Below are 17,421 nucleotides of genomic sequence, written 5' to 3' on the forward strand. Positions count from 1 at the left end.
CGGGGTCATAAGCCAATCCGTCAAAAAGGCTAAAAATCAGCCTTGTCGCCGGCTCATCTTATGCCTTTCGCCCCTGGTCAAGGCGCTTCCGCTTTTCGGTTTTCCTTTATCTCAGTTGGAGCACTCCAGGCCATACGCCGCTGAACAGGCGCTTCCGCTTTTCTTATCGTTGATGTATAAATTCAAGTAGGTCATATTTATCTAATGCATTAATCACTGTAGACTTTTTAATCCAGCCTTTTTTGGCGGCTGAAACGCCAATTTCCATATGCTTTAATGTATCCAATTGATGGGCATCGGTATTAATGAGAATTTTTACGCCGTTCTCTTGGGCTTTTCGTAAATATTCTGCTGCTAAATCAAGCCTGTTAGGGTTTGCATTTAATTCTAATGCAGTATTGGTCTCTTTAGCCAATTGGATTAATAAATCAACATCGACATCATAGCCTTCCCGGCGGCCAATTTTTCTGCCAGTCGGATGGGCAATTAAATTGACGTGAGCATTTTCCAATGCCGTCTTTAACCGTTCCATAATTTTTTCCCTTGGCTGGGAAAATGCCGAATGAATGGAGGCAATCACAAAATCCATTTCTGCTAATAACTCATCATCATAGTCTAATGTCCCATCGGGTAAAATATCCATCTCTACACCCGATAGGATCAGAATATCATCGTATTTTTGATTTAATTTCTTAATTTCTTCTTTCTGCCTTAGCAATCTTTCACGTGTCAGACCGTTTGCTACTTTTAGGTACTGCGAGTGGTCTGTAATGGCTAAGTATTGGTAGCCTCTAGCCCGGCAGGCTTCTACCATTTCCTCAATCGAGTGAGCTCCGTCACTCCAGGTGGTATGCATATGCAAATCACCTTTAATATCTGCAAGCTCAATCAATTCTTGAGACGCCGAGAATTGCTCTACTTCTTTTCCGTCCTCGCGAATTTCCGGCGGAATAAATGGCAGATCAAAATGTTTGAAAAATTCTTCTTCTGATGAAAAAGTAAGAATCTCCCCTGTTTCTACATTTTCAACCCCGTATTCACTTATTTTTTCACCGCGTTCTTTGGCAAGCTGACGCATCCGGACATTATGATCCTTTGAACCTGTAAAATGATGCAGCGTTGTAATGAATTCCTCTGGCTTGACGAGGCGGAAATCAACCGAGACATCATAATCCAGATCCAAGACAATGGATACCTTTGTATCCCCTGCACCAATGACTTCCTTTATTCGCGGCAGATCCAACAGGTGCTCGCGGACCATTTCTGGTTGGTTTGTCGAAATGATGAAATCAAGATCTTTTATCGTTTCTCTCATTCTTCTTAAGCTTCCCGCTCTAGAAAAACGAATGATATCCGGCATTTCTGCAAGTTTAGCTTCAATTTGATCGGCAATTGGAAGCATGTACGCCAGCGAAAGCCGCTCAGGCCTTGTTCCCACATTGGCAATCGCACTTAAAATCTTCTCTTCTGTTTTCTTGCCAAATCCGGCAAGGGCCTGCACCTGGCCAGTTTGACAAGCTTCTTTTAAACTCACAACATCCACAATTCCCAGCTCCTTATTGAGCTTGGCTATCTTCTTTCCGCCAAGACCTGGGAGTTGCAGCAAAGGGATTAAACCAGCTGGAACTTCTTCCTTTAACTCCTTTAAGACTGTAGATGTTCCTTCTTTTATGTATTCATCTATTACAGCGGCAGTCCCTTTGCCAATCCCAGCAATGCTGGTAAAGTCTTCAATTTCCGTTAAAACACGTTCATCTGTTTCTAGCGCATTTGCCGCTTTCCGAAAGGCGGAAACTTTAAATGGGTTTTCACCTTTTAATTCCATATAAATCGCAATGGTTTCTAATAACCGAATTACTTCTTTTTTATTAACTTCCATCATAAACACCTGCCCTCTGTTTAGCATTTTCATTTTATCTTAGTTTATGGCATGAATAGAAAAACTCCTCTGCTACAGAGAAGTTCAAGCAGTTGTATATTCAATCCACAAGCTTTTAATTTGCTGTGAAAGGATAGGGGTGTGATTCACAATTGCTTTCGCCAATGAGGAGTGATCGAGTGCATCCTGAATAAATCCGATTGGAATTAAGGCTCCAATATATAATAAAATAAAGATAAGTAGATAGACTTCACAAAAGCCTAATATGCCCCCAGCGAATACATTCAGCTGTTTTAAGACCGGCAAATGGGCAATGAAATCGAGCATAGAGCCGATGATTTGAAACAATATTTTTACAGCAAAAAAGATTATTACAAAGGCAATCGCCCGATAAAAAGCACTCTGCATATCATTTGAATCTGTTAATATTTTCAAACCTGTGGCATCACCAAAGTTTGGATAGGGAATCCATAAAATGAGTTTTGTTGAAAGTTCTTCATAGTAGGAAGTGGCGGCCACATATGCAATAATAAAACCTATTAGGTGAACAAGCTGAAGGATAAACCCCCTTTTAAGTCCAACAAAGAATCCGATAATGAGAAAAATGATAATGGCTAAACCTAACATATTTTTTTAGTCCTTTTCTTTTTGTAGTTCTGCTTGCAGCCGCTCTAACTGATCTTTTAATTTAATATAATCATTGACTGCATTTACCGCAGTCAGAACAGCTAGTTTATTTACGTCTAAGGTTGGATTCTTATAACTAATTTCGCGCATTTTGTCGTCAACTAACGATGCCACAAGTCGTACATGACTTGGACTTTCCGTACCCATTATGACGTATTGCTGGCCGTATATAGCAACGGTTGTTTTATGTTTTTGTAAATTTGACAACGTAAAGCCTCCATTCCAGAATCCTACTCTATACTATAACACGAACGTACATAAGTCGAAAAGTCAAACAAATCGAAAATGAAATAGGTCTTGGATTCAGCCTGTTTTTTTTAAACATAGCAAGAAAATTTATTGAAATGTGGTGTCTTAGTGGGAAATGTTGTTCTTAATTTAGAGATGTCGAAGATTAATGAATTGAAAAACTATTACGCAAAGCAGCTTTTGGATAAAAATATTCCTGGAAGTGTGTTTGCTGCAAAAACCCCCTCCTGCATGATTACGGCCTATAAGTCCGGGAAAGTCTTGTTTCAAGGCAATGATAGTGAATCAGAGGCCAGGAAATGGGGAAGCAGTGCTGCGGGTGCTTCAAATAAAAAAACTTCTGCTGCTAAGGTAAAGTCTGTGGCAAAAGGCGACCTTCCTGCAGGTATTGGCGGGATGTCGGCCATCGGTTCAGACGAAGTGGGCACGGGTGACTTTTTCGGTCCGATTACAGTGGTAGCAGCCTATGTCAGAAAAGAAGATATTCCGTTATTAAAAGGATTAGGTGTACGCGATTCAAAGGATTTGAATGATGAAAAAATCATATCAATTGCTAAGGTTATTAAGGATGTAGTTCCCTTTAGCTTGATGACTCTGAAGAATGAAAAATATAATCAGGTGCAAGGTTCGGGGATGTCCCAAGGTAAAATGAAGGCATTGCTTCATAATCAGGCCATTTTAAAAGTGTTGGAGAAGATATCACCTGCAAAACCGGAGGCGATTTTAATTGACCAATTTGTCCAGCCTAGTACTTATTTTCAGCATTTAAAAGGGCAGAAGGCGATTGCTAAACAGGATGTTTATTTTAGTACAAAAGCAGAAGGAATTCATTTAGCGGTTGCTGCAGCTAGTATTTTGGCACGGTATGCGTTTATTCAATATATTGATAAGCTTAGTGAGGCGGCGGGTTTTAAAATTCCAAAAGGTGCCGGGGCACAGGTGGATGTAGCGGCGGCCAAGCTGATAATGAGTAAAGGGCGAGAGTGCCTTCCTTCCTTCGTAAAACTTCATTTTGCCAACACCGATAAGGCAATCGCCATTGTAAATAAAAAACGGAACTAAGTCGTTATGGTCAGGGTCGTAGAATAGAGTAATAGTAAATGGCAATGGGAGGGGTATGCGTGGCGAAAAGACTAAGTTTATCGGAAATTGATCAAGCTTTAGCTGCATTACCAGGATGGAAATTAGACGGTAAATTCATTGTAAAAAAATATCGTTTTCGTGAGTTTATGAGTGGGGTTGCATTTGTTACTAAAATAGCTGAGCTGTCAGAAGAAAAAAATCATCATCCTTTTATTGCCATTGATTATAAATTAGTGACTCTCAGGCTTACTTCTTGGAATGCTGGGGGATTAACGGATTTGGATGTGGCGTTGGCTGAGGTTTATGATGAAATTTATGAAAAGATCTAATAAAAAGGGTTGTTTAAGCCATCACTGGGCTTAGACAACCTTCTTTTTTATGATTTGTTAGAAAAATTTGTGGTTAAATATTTTTATCGGCGGTTTTCGATAATATATCAGCGGTTTTTGTTTATATATCGGCGGTTTTCGCATGTTTATCAGCGAAAGAGCAATTTTACCAAGGGATGGTCTTTGGAGTATATGACCTTCCCTTATTAGCACCGGACGAAATAATGTTTGCCGATTGTAAGAATCTTTTTACGGTATAAGGTGATGTTATATGACAAAAATCCCGAAATTGTTCATTAGTTATTTTTGAATCTATTAATAAAAAATAGTCGATTAGAGCATTTATGTGAGCGTCTTTTGAATAAGTATTACAGGTTGGACAGAACCATTTTGAATTTTTTCGTTCGAGATGGAATTTATTGCAATAAGGACAGAATACACCGGTAAATAAATCAGATTTATTTATTTTATATTTTCGTAAAACATAGTTTGTAGGAACTGTATTTATTTTCATAAGAAGGCGGCATAACTTACGAAGATCCTTAGTATCGAGGACAGGTTTAGAAAATTGATTTTCAAAGAATCGGATTTTATTTAGAAACACGTCTGCTTTACATACACGAGGCTTTACTTTGTGAGCATTTTTTCCTGTGACGACATTTGTAGCATTCTTATTGCTGATTACTACTATGTATTCAATAGGAATTGGGGGGAATTTATGGGCTGCTAAAAGTTTCCTTAAATATTCTTGGTGTCTTTCAGCTTGGGAAATTGGATATGTGTAGCCTTTTTCTTTTTCATTATTAATCTGAATAAATTGTTCGTTTTCGGTATCAAATATTAGCTTACCAGCCATATTTTTCACTTCAATAATTAAGGCATATTCTTGAGTTATTAAGATGGTATCGTTTTGACAGTTGTATTCCCCATCAGGAAGGTTTAAATCGTGTAGGATCATATATTGATCATTTGGTAAGTATCTAAGATAATAGTCAAACGCTACTTCACCTTGGTAACCAGCACGCCTCCTTCCAAGCTCCTCTTTTATCTCCTGATAATCAGGATAATTCAGGGGAAGACGTCGACAAAGTGCCTCTAAAATAAGAATAATAAGGGGAATTTTCCTCTCTTTTATAAGCAAAAATGTTCACTCCTTTCGTTTTTATAATAAATTCTAACCGAAGCACCAAAAATCCTGTAGAATCTTAGCAAAATTTGTAAAACTTTTTTATATCAGCGGTTTTACCATTTTTATCGGTGAAAACCAAAGTTCCCTTGCAAATAAAAAAGCTAGCTCGAATCGGTTAGAGTTAACCCTTCGAACTAGCCCTTTTGATTTATCCTCTAAGCACAGCTCCAGCCTTTTCTTTTAAGGCTTCCAGCACACGTTCATGGACCTTTGTAACCTCTTCGTCCGTTAATGTACGTTCAGGATCTAAATACTTTAATGAGAAAGCAATCGACTTCTTGCCTTCTTCCATTCTTTCACCCTCATACAAATCAAACACCATAGCTTCCTGTAGGAGCGGTGCACCTGTAGATAAAATAATCTCTTTTAAGGTGCCTGACACCGTTTCTCTGTTTACCACAAGGGCAATGTCTCTTGTGATCGTTGGGAAGCGTGGGATGCTGTTGTATTGTAATGGTGCTGTTTCTTCTTGAAGAACTGATTGTAATGAAAGTTCGAATACATAGGTATCTTTTAAATCCAATTCTTTTTGAACGGTTGGATGTACTTGGCCAACGAAACCAATGCTTACACCGTCCAACTTGATTTCTGCAGTACGGCCAGGGTGCATGCCTTCTACTTGAGCCTGAACATATTCAATTCGATCTTCAAGGCCAAGCTTTGCAAACATTCCTTCTAAAATACCTTTCACCACATAGAAGTCAACTGCCTTCTTCTCACCCTGCCATGAATGACTGTGCCACAGACCTGTCACAGCCCCTGCTAAATGCTCGTTTTCAACCGGAAGTGTTTCTTCCCCATTTGATAAGAATACAGCACCTGTTTCATACACTGCTAGGCTGTCGTTTTGACGGGCACTATTGTATTTTAATACTTCGAGTAATTGTGGCATGATACTTAAACGAAGCACGCTGCGTTCTTCACTCATTGGCATCGCTAAACGAATTGGGTTGCGTTTTTCCAGAGCATATTGAGCAGCTTTTTCCTCACTCGTTAAGGAATAGGTTACAGCTTGATACAGCCCTGCTCCCTCAAGATACTGACGAACTACACGGCGTTTCTTCTGGTAAGTGGACAATTTGCCTGGAGTTGTCGAACCAATTGGCAATGTTTTTGGAATATCGTCATAGCCGTAAAGACGGGCAACCTCTTCCAATAAATCCTCTTCAATTTTAATATCCCCGCGGCGTGTCGGCGCCGTAACGGTAATCGTATCTTGCTCGATACTAACAGGGAATTGCAAACGATCAAAGATTTCTTTTACTTCGTTCATTTGAAGATCTGTGCCTAGGACACGATTAATTTTTTCTAGTGTAATGGAAACAACTGCAGGTTCCACCGTTAGTGTATCGACCTCTGATGTACCTTCCAGCACTTCACCGCCAGCATATTTCGCCATTAAGTAGGCAGCACGCTCACCAGCAGCACGAACACGGTTTGGATCCACACCTTTTTCGAAACGAGCACTAGCTTCGCTTCTTAAACCATGATCTTTTGATGCTTTACGGACCGTCTGACCATTGAAATAAGCTGCTTCTAAAAGAACAGTAGAGGTATCTGAAGTAACCTCTGAATTAGCGCCGCCCATTACCCCGGCTAAAGCGACTGGCTCGGTTCCATTTGTAATAACAAGGTGGTCAGCAGTTAACGTGCGTTCCACATCATCCAGGGTTATAAACTTTTCACCATCTACTGCACGGCGGACAAGGATTTCCTTTGATCCTAAACGGTCATAATCAAATGCATGTAATGGCTGGCCATATTCTAATAAAATATAGTTTGTAATATCAACTACATTATTGTGCGGTCGAATTCCAGCATTCATTAAACGTGTTTGCATCCACAGTGGAGAAGGTCCAATTTTTACATTTTTAATAATTTTAGCCACGTAAAGTGGGTTATCCTCTTTTGCCTCAACATTGATTTTTACATAATCTGCTGCTTTTTCATTCATTGCCTCAAGATCTGTTTCAGGAAACTTAACTTCTCTTCCTAAGATAGCCGCCACTTCATAGGCAACACCTAGCATGCTTAGGCAGTCCGCACGGTTAGGGGTTAAACTTAACTCTAACACTTCATCGTCACGATTAAGCTGCGCTAACGCATCAACGCCAACTTCCGTCTCTGCCGGAAAAACAAAGATGCCCTCTGAATATTCTTTCGGAACAATTTTCCCTTCCATACCAAGCTCTGTAAGAGAGCAAATCATTCCATTTGACTCTTCGCCGCGAAGCTTCGCTTTTTTTATTTTAAAATTACCAGGAAGTACGGCACCCACTGTAGCAACTGCCACCTTTTGGCCTTGTGCCACATTCGGTGCACCGCAAATAATCTGGACGGGCTGTTCTGCTCCGATATCTACCAGACATTTGCTTAATTTATCAGCATTTGGATGCTGTTCACGTTCTAGGACATGGCCGATAACCACACCTTTAATGCCTTCATTAAGGACCTCTACACCTTCTACTTCAATACCGCTTTTTGTAATTTTTTCTGCTAGTTCAGCTGCTGTTACACCTGTTAAATCAATATAATCCTGCAGCCATTTATATGATACGAACATGTCTCCGACTCCTCCTTATTATCCAGCTTCAGCGCCTATGGGCTCATTGGTCTAAGTCAATTGGACAGGACGGTTAAAAAACAACCTTCCTGTCGGCTCGTCTTATGCTTGGCTACAGAAAGCTTACACTTTCTGTACGCATTAAGGGAGACTAAGTCGATTTTCAATCGACAATATTCCCTATATCGCCCCTGTTCAAAGCACTTCAGCATTTAGAATTTACTCATGTTTTGAAAACTGTTTTAAGAATCGTACATCGTTGGTATAGAAATGACGGATATCATCGACCCCGTATTTCAACATCGCAATTCGCTCAGGTCCCATACCAAATGCGAATCCAGTGTACTTTTTAGAATCGTAACCGGCCATTTCAAGAACGTTCGGATGAACCATCCCTGCACCTAAAATCTCAATCCAGCCTGTTTTCTTACATACATTACAGCCATGGCCGCCACAAATTTTACAAGAAATATCCATCTCAACAGAAGGCTCTGTGAAGGGGAAGAAACTTGGTCTGAGTCGAATTTCACGATCTTCACCAAACATTTTCTTCGCAAAAACCTCTAATGTTCCTTTTAAGTCACTCATGCGGATGTTCTCGCCGACCACTAGGCCTTCAATTTGCATGAATTGATGGGAGTGTGTCGCATCATCATTATCGCGGCGATATACCTTACCAGGGCAGATAATTTTAATGGGTCCTTTGCCTTCATGCTTTTCCATAGTCCGTGCTTGGACTGGTGATGTATGGGTGCGAAGAAGGATTTCTTCTGTAATATAAAAGGAGTCCTGCATATCACGGGCCGGGTGGCCTTTAGGTAAATTAAGAGCTTCGAAATTATAATAATCTTGCTCTACTTCAGGACCTTCGGCTACTTGATAGCCCATGCCGATAAATAGGTCTTCAATTTCTTCAATAATTCTTGTCAACGGATGGTGGTTTCCAACCCTGACTGGACTTCCTGGAAGTGTCACATCAATGCTTTCAGATGCTAATTTTTCTAAAACGGCAGCTTCTTCTAACCCTTTTTGTTTGGCTTCGATTTTAGCGGCAATGATTTCACGCACTTCATTTACAAGTGCCCCCATGACTGGACGTTCTTCAGCTGAAAGCTTCCCCATTCCGCGCAGTACTTCTGTAATAGGTCCCTTTTTACCTAGGTAAGCAACGCGGATGTCATTTAATTCTTTTAGGCTGGCAGACTGCTCGACTTTTTGAAGAGCCTCTTCCTGCAATTCCTTTAATCGTTCTTGCATATCATCTATTCCTCCTTAATGGTAATTGGTCACTTTAGGTAGTCATAAAAAAACAAAAAAACCCCATCCCTGGAAAGGGACGAGGTTTGTTAATTCGCGGTACCACCCTTGTAAACACACGTTATGTAAAAAAACATTGTGTTCGCTTCATTCGAATAACGGCCTGTGCCGATGCATCTTTACATTTTTAAAAAATGGTCCCGATGCCAACTCAGGAGGTGAACTTCTCTAATCTAGAACCATAAAAGTGCTTGCAGTCACGGCACTTTCTCCCTAAATGGTCGATAACTAGGTACTTTTCTCCGTCATCGTTTTTAACTTTTTTCAATTGTTCATTATTATATAACGTTTTTCAGCTAAAGGTCAAACGTATTCCGCCTATTTTTTTAAATAATAGAGCAAAATTCCTGTCGCAACCGCAACATTTAATGATTCACTTTTTCCGAAGATCGGGATATATAGGTTGGCGGTTGTACTTGAAAGTAGATCTTTGGCGACACCATTACCCTCGTTTCCAACGATAAGGGCAAACGAAGCACCGCTAGTAATATCCGTATAGGCTGATGCCCCTTCAAGCGCTGTACCATATACCGGTATATTTTTATCATGTAGCTTGTCAATCCATTCATGAAGGTCTCCTCGAATGATTGGCAGATGAAAATGGCTTCCCTGTGCCGACCTTAAGACCTTCGAGTTATAGATATCAACACTGCCGCGTCCCACCACAACCGCATCAATCCCGGCCGCATCGGCGGTACGGATCATTGTACCCAGATTGCCTGGGTCCTGAACCGCATCAATTAGCAACAGCGTTTTGGCATCCTGAACCTCTTGATTGGATTGGCGGCAAACAGCATAAATCCCTTGAGGTGCTTCCGTTTCAGATAATGAGTTAGAGATTTCTTCCGTAACCGATGTAACTGGTGTAGATCCAACATCCCAGCGCGGCGGCAGTCCTACATTATCCGAAACAATGATTTCTAAAACTTGTTCGCCTTGCTTTAATGCTTCCTCAACCAAATGAAAGCCTTCCACTATAAAAGTACCACTCTTATCGCGTTCTTTTTTTGTCAGTAGTTTTTTCCATTGTTTTACCTTAGGATTATTGACAGATTCTATATATTTCAAAACAGGTCTCCTTTTAAATGCTCATATGATTTTCTCATTATATCCTAAATACATTACATAATAAAACCAAAACCTAGAAATCATAATATTGAATGAAGGTTAACAAAAGGAGGGTATTAAAATGAACTTAAACCTAAGAAATGCGATTCTTCACAACGTTTCTGGTAATACTCAAGATCAATTAGAAGATACCATTGTTGATGCGATTCAAAGTGGCGAAGAAAAGATGCTTCCAGGACTTGGGGTATTATTTGAAGTGATTTGGCAAAATTCATCAGAAGATGAGAAGAAAGAAATGCTTGAAACCCTTGAAAAAGGCGTAAAGTAATTTACAGGCTGCCAATTTGGCGGCCTTTTTTTGTTTTAAAAATCCCTCGGCTAAGACTAACCGAGGGACTACTAATATTGTATTTATTCAAAGGTAATCTTATCAACCGTCTCACGGTCTAGACGTTTAATGACCTCAACAATCAATTTAACCGCATTTTCGTAATCATCACGATGAAGCATTGCTGCATGTGAGTGGATATAACGAGTCGCAATCGTGATCGCAAGCGCTGGTACACCATTATGCGTCAAGTGAATCGAACCAGCATCCGTACCGCCGCCAGGAATGGATTCGAACTGATACGGAATATTCAACTCATCCGCTGTATCCGTGACAAAGTCACGCAGGCCTTTATGTGCCACCATAGAAGCATCATAAACCACGACTTGCGGTCCTTTACCCATTTTGCTCATCGCTTCTCGTTCAGAGATTCCAGGAGTATCACCAGCAATACCTACGTCAACAGCAAAACCGATATCCGGTTGAATTTTATAAGTTGCAGTCTTCGCACCGCGTAATCCGACCTCTTCTTGGACATTCCCGACACCATAGACAACGTTTGGATGATCTACCCCTTGTAATTGCCTTAATACATCAATGGCAATCGCACAGCCAATTCGGTTATCCCATGCTTTTGCTAATAACATTTTTTCGTTATTCATGACGGTAAATTCGAAGTATGGCACAACCATATCTCCCGGACGGACGCCCCATTCTGAAGCTTCTTCCCGGCTTGAGGCACCGATATCAATAAACATATCTTTAATTTCAATTGTTTTTTTACGAGCTTCAGCAGATAAAACATGCGGCGGCTTAGAACCAATAATACCTGTCACATCACCTTTTCTCGTCACAATTGTGACACGTTGAGCCAGCATAACCTGTCCCCACCAGCCGCCTACTGTTTGAAAACGAAGGAAGCCTTTGTCGTCGATTTGTGTGATCATAAAGCCTACTTCATCCAAATGGCCGGCTACCATTATTTTTGGGCCGCCCTCTTTCCCAACCTTTTTGGCGATTAAACTGCCAAGTCCATCAGAAGAGATTTCATCGGCATATGGAGCTATGTATTTTTTCATTACTTCGCGCACTTCACGCTCATTGCCGGGAATACCTTTGGCATCTGTTAAGTCCTTTAACATTGTTAATGTTTCGTCTAGTTTCGCCATGCTTAAACCCCCTTAATAGGTATGTACAACCTTAATTATACAAAACGAATTCGATCCGCTACAAATTTTCCGCTAGTAATTATTTTGTTGTCTTTGATAATTTACTTCGTTTTTCGCAAAATATGCCTTTTCTATATCCTCATTCGTAAATCCTAATAGTGACGACAACTTTAGATATGACTCCACTAATTCTACATAATCATCAAAAGCCTTATTTTTTTGAAAATGATTAATGGATTCATAGACATGGAGAAACTGCTCAGTCACACTTCTTGCTGAATCCTGATCATTTATAGCGATTGATTTTTGATCAAAACCGCACTCAAGGCCCAGTGACAAGATAAAGTGAACCCCATCAACAAACTCTTCTAATACCACGTCTTTGGGTGACGAGGGTTTCACACTCCAAAACTTAAAGCATCGTGTTTCATTCGCTAATTCACCAATCTCGACTAATAATGCAAGTACCTTCTTATCAAACAAATCCTCATTTTCAAGCTCGTGCTTTTCTTCAATATGGGAATCCAATGCTCTTTGCATTTGAAAAAGTTTCTTTAATTCCATGACCAGCACTCCTTCTTTAGAAAATTATATTAAAACGATAAATAGGTGAAACTTCTTTCTACTCAAATCGTATTACAAGTAAAAATAGGTTCGTTACAGGGGGCATTGCCATGATCTGGTTGCTGCGTTTCATATTGTTGTTCTTACTTTTATACATCTTTTACTTGAGTATTAAATCATTATTCAATTCGTCCCGAAAACTTGATTCAGCACGTAAACATAAACGTTTTTTATTTCTTGATGATGAAGATATCAGAAAAAACTTTTTTGTAACCTATCAAGGCGTAGTGTTTGTTGGCGAAAAATATATGGGTGTAAAGGATGATAGCTTTGATGTTATATCAATCTTGATTTGGCCCGATCATACCGCAGCATTAAAAGGACTTAGCAAAGATGACTTCGTTTATTTAACTGAAAAAGTACTCGAAAAATATCCAAATGCAAAAATACATTGGAAAAGTCCTGTGAATGAATTTCTACAGACTAGTCGTGTATGATGCCGTTTCTAGATGAGTATTTTTAAGAAGATAATAAACTCTAGGATTGCAAGAATTGGAAAGCCAAGTTTAAAAGATGTATGTTTTGTTTTATGGCGGAAAGCTTGCATTCCTGCTGTTGCCCCAATCGCCCCGCCAAAGATCGCCACAAACCAGAGCGTCCTCTCGCTAATTCTGTATTGATGGTTTTTGGCTCGCTTTTTATCCTCCCCCATAATCAGAAGCCCGACTAAGTTCATGATAATCACAGCAATAAAGAATAGTTTCATTCCATTTTCCCCTTTTATAGAAAAAGCCATCCTCATGATGAGAATGGCTTTAAGTTATAAGAAAGTATAAGTTCTTTGAACTTTGATCACTTTCTAGCTCCAGCTCCCAGCGACTAGTATACTGGACCTCTCCTCCTTGCGATAAGTCAACACGAAAAAGCTTACGCTCTTCGTGTTTCCTTTATCTCAGTCGGCTTGGCACCAGTCCATACGTCACTTAACGGTCGCTTCCGCTTTATTTGTTATTTTGTTGCTTAGCAACGTTTGCTAATTCAGCAAATGCGTTTGCATCGCTAATTGCAAGTTCAGAAAGCATTTTGCGGTTAACTTCGATACCAGCAAGCTTTAAGCCATGCATTAAACGGCTGTAAGAAAGACCGTTGATACGAGCTGCTGCATTGATACGAGTAATCCAAAGTTTGCGGAAATCACGCTTAACCTGACGACGGTCACGGAAAGCATATTGTAATGATTTCATAACCTGTTGGTTAGCAACTTTATATAATGTATGTTTTGAACCGTAATAACCTTTGGCTAATTTAAGAACTCTTTTACGACGTTTGCGGGTAACAGTACCGCCTTTTACACGTGGCATGGAATTTCCCTCCTATAATAAATCGATCACTTATAATTATTTTACGTAAGTTAGTAAATGACGAATGCGTTTGAAATCGCCTTTTGAAACAAGACCTGCTTTGCGAAGCTTACGCTTAGCTTTTGTTGATTTGTTAGCGAATAAATGGCTTGTATAAGCATGGTCACGCTTAAGTTGACCAGAACCAGTTTTCTTGAAACGCTTTGCAGCGCCGCGGTGAGTTTTCATTTTTGGCATTGTAATAGTCCTCCCTATATTACTTATCGTTTTTAGGTGCTAAAACTAGGAACATGCTTCGTCCATCCATTTTAGGATGTGATTCGATCGTTGCAACTTCCTTGCACGCTTCGGAAAAACGGTCTAACACACGTTGACCGATTTCTTTATGGGTAATCGCCCGGCCTTTGAAACGGATTGACGCTTTTACTTTGTCGCCTTTTTCCAAAAACTTAATGGCATTACGAAGCTTTGTATTAAAGTCATGTTCATCAATGGTTGGGCTTAGACGAACTTCTTTAGTAGTAATAATCTTTTGATTCTTACGAGCTTCTTTTTCTTTCTTTTGATTCTCGAATTTGAATTTGCCATAGTCCATAATCCGGGCTACCGGAGGCTTTGCATTTGGTGCAACAAGTACCAAATCAAGATTTACTCTTCCGGCAATTTCCAATGCTTCGAACTTGGTTTTAATCCCCAATTGTTCGCCATTCTGGTCAATTAAACGAACTTCACGAGCACGGATGCCCTCATTTAACAACATGTCTTTGCTAATAATTAGCCACCTCCAAGGTTTTATCAAGAATACAACGTCTGGGTACAAGAATAAGATCACCTTATTGTTTGACACCCTAATTTGATTGACAGGCATGAATTACTTTAAAAGTGCTATTTCTTAAGTAAACAAACAAAAAAGTGCGGATGAATACACCCACACTTTACAGAACATAAGTAATAAACAAAAAGTTCACGTAAAACCTGCCAACTGCTTAACTAGCGTCAATCAGGTGAGAAGCGGGTGCTTCTTCTTTTCCCAAAAATAAGTATTCAATTTACCTTAGTAACTATATCATAGCTAAGATTACTTGTCAAACAAACTATTTTTCTTTGACAACGAAATTTATTGTAGCAAGAAACAAAAAATTATTCAATAGTTTTTTTCTAAAGATGCTGTTATAGCCTTTTCAAACACTATTGATCATTCATGAATATCAACTTGTAATAAATAAACAATCTTCTACGTAAAGCTGTTGACAAGCCGGTTTGATGGGTAAAAGGTACTGTTTATGCTCCTTTTACAGAAGATTAATATTCTAGTAATTCCCACTTTACAATTCTCCTATAGTTTTATGTTTGAAATACATAAACTTATAGGAGATGAATATGAAATGAAAAAAGGTTTGATCGCCAGCCTTGCTTGTTTGTCACTTTCGGTAACTTCTGCAGCTCCTTTAGCAGTATTTGCTCACCCAATTGAAAGTACAGCTACTGACAATGGACAATCTACATTACGCCCGATTAATTCTGATGTTGCCGTTATTGCTCATCGCGGGGCATCTGCTTACGGTCCAGAACATACACTTACAGCCTATAAGCAAGCAATGACGATGAAGGCGGATTATGTGGAATTTGATTTACAAATGACAAAAGATGGCCAGTTAATCGCTATGCATGATGAAACATTGGCGAGAACAACCAATGCAAAGGAACTTTATCCAGACCGGGCACCATGGCGGGTAAAGGATTTTACACTTGATGAAATCAAACGCCTCGATGCAGGGTCATGGTTTAATAAAGCTTATCCAGACAAAGCTAAACAAGAATACATAGGGCAAAAGGTTCCAACCCTTAAGGAAGCAATTGAATATGTAAAAAAACACGGAAATGGAAAAGTCGGTCTTTACATGGAAACAAAAGCACCAAACGTATACCCCGGTATGGAAGAGCAAGTAATCGAAATCTTAAAAAAAACCAATGCCTTGGATGATGAAAAGCTTTTTCTTGAATCATTTAGCGAGGATAGCCTTCGAAAGTTAAAAGCGCTCGCCCCTAATGTTAAGCTAATTCAGCTTTATGATGGAAAAATGTTGGCAGGAAAAGATGTATACCAGGAGATGAAGCGAATCTCCGATTACGCTTCCGGCGTAGGTCCTAGTAAGGAGCTAGTAGTTCCGAAACTCATGGAGGCAGCACATCAAAATAAACTACTCGTTCATCCTTGGACTGTCAATTCTGAGGACGATTTGGTATCCATGCTCTCTCTTGGTGTCGATGGAGAATTCACAAATAATCCTGACCTGTTGGACGATTTACTGAAAAAGCCATTTATTTCACATGGAGTGGCAAGTGGTGATGTAACCAATTCTTCAGCCATTTTATGGGCTCGTACAAATGGAGAAGCAGGAGTTCAATTTGAAATTTCAACTGACAGCAATTTTAAAAATCATACAATTGTAAAAACAAGTCATGCTGCTGAAGAGGACGATTTCACAGTAAATGTAGAGGTCAAGGGATTAAAAGCCGATACAAAATATTATTATCGTGCTCATGCACTTTCCAGTAAGTATATGGTAACCGGATCCTTTAAGACTGCACCGGAGGAAAACAGCTTAAAGCCAATGACAATGGTTTGGGGTGGAGATACTGGCGGCCAGGGAGAGATTCCGCCATATAAATCTTTCAAGGCAATGTCTGCTTTAAATCCAGACTTCTTCCTATTTAGCGGGGACACCATTTATGCAGATAATAAAACACCTGCTGTCCCTAACCCTCCTTCTAAAACAGTTCAGGATTTCTGGGCTAAATATAAAGAAAACCGCACAGATGCTGGTTTACGCAGTCTTTTGCAAAAAACAGGAACGTTCTCAATTTGGGATGATCATGAAGTGACCAATGACTTTTCAGGTCCTTCTCAGGAGCTTACTCCAACCGGATTAAGAGCGTTTAAGGACTATTGGCCGATTTCAAGTGAGCGCAGTTCAGCGGACAAGCTTTATCATAAATACTCTTGGGGTAATACCATGGATATGATGATCCTGAACAACCGCGGCTACCGCTCACCTAACACACAGGCTGACGGACCGGATAAACAGATGCTAGGTGATGAACAGCTAAAATGGCTAGAGCAGCAGCTTCTCGAGTCTGATGCAAAAGTGAAACTAGTAGCGACTTCCGTTCCAATCTCCGTACCAACCGGAAAAGCAATGGCTAGGGATGGATGGGCAAATGGAGATAATGTAAACCCAAATGACCCAACAGGTTATGAGAACGAGTTCAAAAAAATCTCTGATTTTATTATTGAAAAAGGAATTAAAAACGTCTTTTTCGTCACCACCGATGTCCATTTTGCCGAAGTTATCAAATATGACGCCAATAAGGATGGAAAAACGGATTATAATGAACTTATCAGCGGTCCGATTGGCGCTGTAAAAATCAATCCAGGAACCCTAGACCCAACTTTTGGTCCTGAGAAATTATATACAGAGGGGAATTTTTTCAACTTCGGTGTGTTTAAGGTGGATCCTGCAAGCAAGCAGGCAACTGTTGAAATCCAGGATGAAAACGGAAAGTCTCATTTTACTCATACGTTCCAGCTGGAGAACTAAAAATAGCTATAAAAATACCACAGTCCAAAAGGC

Annotated in this window: 18 protein-coding genes and 2 other annotated features; of the genes, 5 read left to right on the plus strand and 13 right to left on the minus strand. The window is 39.9% G+C overall.

What is annotated here, in order from left to right; translation table 11 throughout:
• Positions 1–163 precede the first annotated feature (163 nt).
• The 3 genes from polX to zapA form a co-directional block, all read right to left on the minus strand.
• A complete protein-coding gene (polX, locus tag M3226_RS06485) occupies positions 164–1,879 on the minus strand; it encodes a DNA polymerase/3'-5' exonuclease PolX (RefSeq protein WP_251563962.1) in 1,716 nt (571 codons plus the stop codon).
• Between the two features lie 84 nt (positions 1,880–1,963).
• Positions 1,964–2,506: a CvpA family protein gene (locus tag M3226_RS06490; RefSeq protein WP_251563685.1), complete on the minus strand. Its 543-nt coding sequence runs from the start codon at positions 2,504–2,506 to the stop codon at positions 1,964–1,966.
• 6 nt (positions 2,507–2,512) lie between these two features.
• Positions 2,513–2,773, minus strand: a complete 261-nt coding sequence (gene zapA / locus M3226_RS06495; protein ID WP_098526893.1) for a cell division protein ZapA — start codon at positions 2,771–2,773, stop codon at positions 2,513–2,515.
• A gap of 150 nt (positions 2,774–2,923) precedes the next feature.
• Here zapA and rnhC point away from each other — a divergent pair, with 150 nt between their 5' ends.
• The gene (gene rnhC, locus M3226_RS06500; protein ID WP_251563687.1) at positions 2,924–3,877 is read left to right on the plus strand and encodes a ribonuclease HIII; all 954 of its coding nucleotides are present in this window, start codon (positions 2,924–2,926) and stop codon (positions 3,875–3,877) included.
• Between the two features lie 59 nt (positions 3,878–3,936).
• A complete protein-coding gene (locus M3226_RS06505) occupies positions 3,937–4,227 on the plus strand; it encodes a 4a-hydroxytetrahydrobiopterin dehydratase (RefSeq protein WP_251563690.1) in 291 nt (96 codons plus the stop codon).
• Between the two features lie 166 nt (positions 4,228–4,393).
• On the opposite strand, the gene M3226_RS06510 is transcribed toward M3226_RS06505, so the two are convergent.
• The 4 genes from M3226_RS06510 to M3226_RS06525 all read right to left on the minus strand — a co-directional run bounded on the left by M3226_RS06510 (position 4,394) and on the right by M3226_RS06525 (position 10,364).
• A complete protein-coding gene (locus M3226_RS06510; protein ID WP_251563692.1) occupies positions 4,394–5,368 on the minus strand; it encodes a nuclease-related domain-containing protein in 975 nt (324 codons plus the stop codon).
• A 196-nt stretch (positions 5,369–5,564) separates the two neighbouring features.
• Entirely contained in the window at positions 5,565–7,979 is a 2,415-nt protein-coding gene (gene pheT, locus M3226_RS06515; RefSeq protein ID WP_251563694.1) for a phenylalanine--tRNA ligase subunit beta, read from the minus strand.
• 219 nt (positions 7,980–8,198) lie between these two features.
• Entirely contained in the window at positions 8,199–9,236 is a 1,038-nt protein-coding gene (pheS, locus tag M3226_RS06520; RefSeq protein WP_251563696.1) for a phenylalanine--tRNA ligase subunit alpha, read from the minus strand.
• 72 nt (positions 9,237–9,308) lie between these two features.
• Positions 9,309–9,554 (minus strand) — a binding site (T-box leader).
• Between the two features lie 60 nt (positions 9,555–9,614).
• Positions 9,615–10,364, minus strand: coding sequence for a TrmH family RNA methyltransferase (locus M3226_RS06525; protein ID WP_251563698.1), 750 nt, complete (start codon positions 10,362–10,364; stop codon positions 9,615–9,617).
• A 121-nt stretch (positions 10,365–10,485) separates the two neighbouring features.
• Between M3226_RS06525 and sspI the strand changes: the two genes are divergently transcribed.
• A complete protein-coding gene (gene sspI / locus M3226_RS06530; RefSeq protein ID WP_098526887.1) occupies positions 10,486–10,692 on the plus strand; it encodes a small acid-soluble spore protein SspI in 207 nt (68 codons plus the stop codon).
• A gap of 83 nt (positions 10,693–10,775) precedes the next feature.
• Here sspI and M3226_RS06535 read toward each other — a convergent pair whose 3' ends face one another.
• Both M3226_RS06535 and M3226_RS06540 read right to left on the minus strand, forming a co-directional pair.
• Positions 10,776–11,861 (minus strand): M42 family metallopeptidase, encoded by a 1,086-nt coding sequence (locus M3226_RS06535; RefSeq protein ID WP_251563700.1) that lies wholly within the window; start codon positions 11,859–11,861, stop codon positions 10,776–10,778.
• Between the two features lie 72 nt (positions 11,862–11,933).
• Positions 11,934–12,425 carry a dUTP diphosphatase gene (locus M3226_RS06540; protein WP_251563702.1) on the minus strand — a complete coding sequence of 164 codons (492 nt, stop codon included), beginning with the start codon at positions 12,423–12,425 and terminating at the stop codon, positions 11,934–11,936.
• A gap of 110 nt (positions 12,426–12,535) precedes the next feature.
• On the opposite strand from M3226_RS06540, the gene M3226_RS06545 reads away from it, so the two are divergent.
• Positions 12,536–12,922, plus strand: a complete 387-nt coding sequence (locus tag M3226_RS06545) for a sigma-w pathway protein ysdB (RefSeq protein ID WP_251563704.1) — start codon at positions 12,536–12,538, stop codon at positions 12,920–12,922.
• A gap of 8 nt (positions 12,923–12,930) precedes the next feature.
• On the opposite strand, the gene M3226_RS06550 is transcribed toward M3226_RS06545, so the two are convergent.
• From M3226_RS06550 to infC, 4 genes are all read right to left on the minus strand, one after another.
• Complete coding sequence (locus tag M3226_RS06550; RefSeq protein ID WP_251563705.1) at positions 12,931–13,191, minus strand: DUF1294 domain-containing protein; 261 nt, start codon at positions 13,189–13,191, stop codon at positions 12,931–12,933.
• Positions 13,192–13,426: 235 nt separating this feature from the next.
• On the minus strand, positions 13,427–13,786 hold the full coding sequence (gene rplT, locus M3226_RS06555; RefSeq protein ID WP_251563707.1) for a 50S ribosomal protein L20: 360 nt from the start codon (positions 13,784–13,786) through the stop codon (positions 13,427–13,429).
• Positions 13,787–13,822: 36 nt separating this feature from the next.
• Positions 13,823–14,023: a 50S ribosomal protein L35 gene (rpmI, locus tag M3226_RS06560; protein WP_098532742.1), complete on the minus strand. Its 201-nt coding sequence runs from the start codon at positions 14,021–14,023 to the stop codon at positions 13,823–13,825.
• Between the two features lie 19 nt (positions 14,024–14,042).
• Positions 14,043–14,546 (minus strand): translation initiation factor IF-3, encoded by a 504-nt coding sequence (gene infC / locus M3226_RS06565; RefSeq protein WP_141561135.1) that lies wholly within the window; start codon positions 14,544–14,546, stop codon positions 14,043–14,045.
• A gap of 140 nt (positions 14,547–14,686) precedes the next feature.
• Positions 14,687–14,819 (minus strand) — a sequence feature (ribosomal protein L20 leader region).
• A 352-nt stretch (positions 14,820–15,171) separates the two neighbouring features.
• Between infC and M3226_RS06570 the strand changes: the two genes are divergently transcribed.
• On the plus strand, positions 15,172–17,388 hold the full coding sequence (locus M3226_RS06570) for a glycerophosphodiester phosphodiesterase family protein (protein WP_251563709.1): 2,217 nt from the start codon (positions 15,172–15,174) through the stop codon (positions 17,386–17,388).
• Positions 17,389–17,421 lie beyond the last annotated feature (33 nt).

This window comes from Neobacillus cucumis, assembly GCF_023715505.1.

Coding starts and splice junctions, on each gene's coding strand:
- M3226_RS06545 (WP_251563704.1), top strand. CDS start 12,536: ATGATCTGGTTGCTGCGTTTCATATTGTTGTTCTTACTTTTATACATC.
- M3226_RS06550 (WP_251563705.1), bottom strand. CDS start 13,191: ATGAAACTATTCTTTATTGCTGTGATTATCATGAACTTAGTCGGGCTT.
- M3226_RS06535 (WP_251563700.1), bottom strand. CDS start 11,861: ATGGCGAAACTAGACGAAACATTAACAATGTTAAAGGACTTAACAGAT.
- pheS (WP_251563696.1), bottom strand. CDS start 9,236: ATGCAAGAACGATTAAAGGAATTGCAGGAAGAGGCTCTTCAAAAAGTC.
- sspI (WP_098526887.1), top strand. CDS start 10,486: ATGAACTTAAACCTAAGAAATGCGATTCTTCACAACGTTTCTGGTAAT.
- infC (WP_141561135.1), bottom strand. CDS start 14,546: ATGTTGTTAAATGAGGGCATCCGTGCTCGTGAAGTTCGTTTAATTGAC.
- M3226_RS06570 (WP_251563709.1), top strand. CDS start 15,172: ATGAAAAAAGGTTTGATCGCCAGCCTTGCTTGTTTGTCACTTTCGGTA.
- rpmI (WP_098532742.1), bottom strand. CDS start 14,023: ATGCCAAAAATGAAAACTCACCGCGGCGCTGCAAAGCGTTTCAAGAAA.
- M3226_RS06540 (WP_251563702.1), bottom strand. CDS start 12,425: ATGGAATTAAAGAAACTTTTTCAAATGCAAAGAGCATTGGATTCCCAT.
- M3226_RS06490 (WP_251563685.1), bottom strand. CDS start 2,506: ATGTTAGGTTTAGCCATTATCATTTTTCTCATTATCGGATTCTTTGTT.
- polX (WP_251563962.1), bottom strand. CDS start 1,879: ATGGAAGTTAATAAAAAAGAAGTAATTCGGTTATTAGAAACCATTGCG.
- rplT (WP_251563707.1), bottom strand. CDS start 13,786: ATGCCACGTGTAAAAGGCGGTACTGTTACCCGCAAACGTCGTAAAAGA.
- pheT (WP_251563694.1), bottom strand. CDS start 7,979: ATGTTCGTATCATATAAATGGCTGCAGGATTATATTGATTTAACAGGT.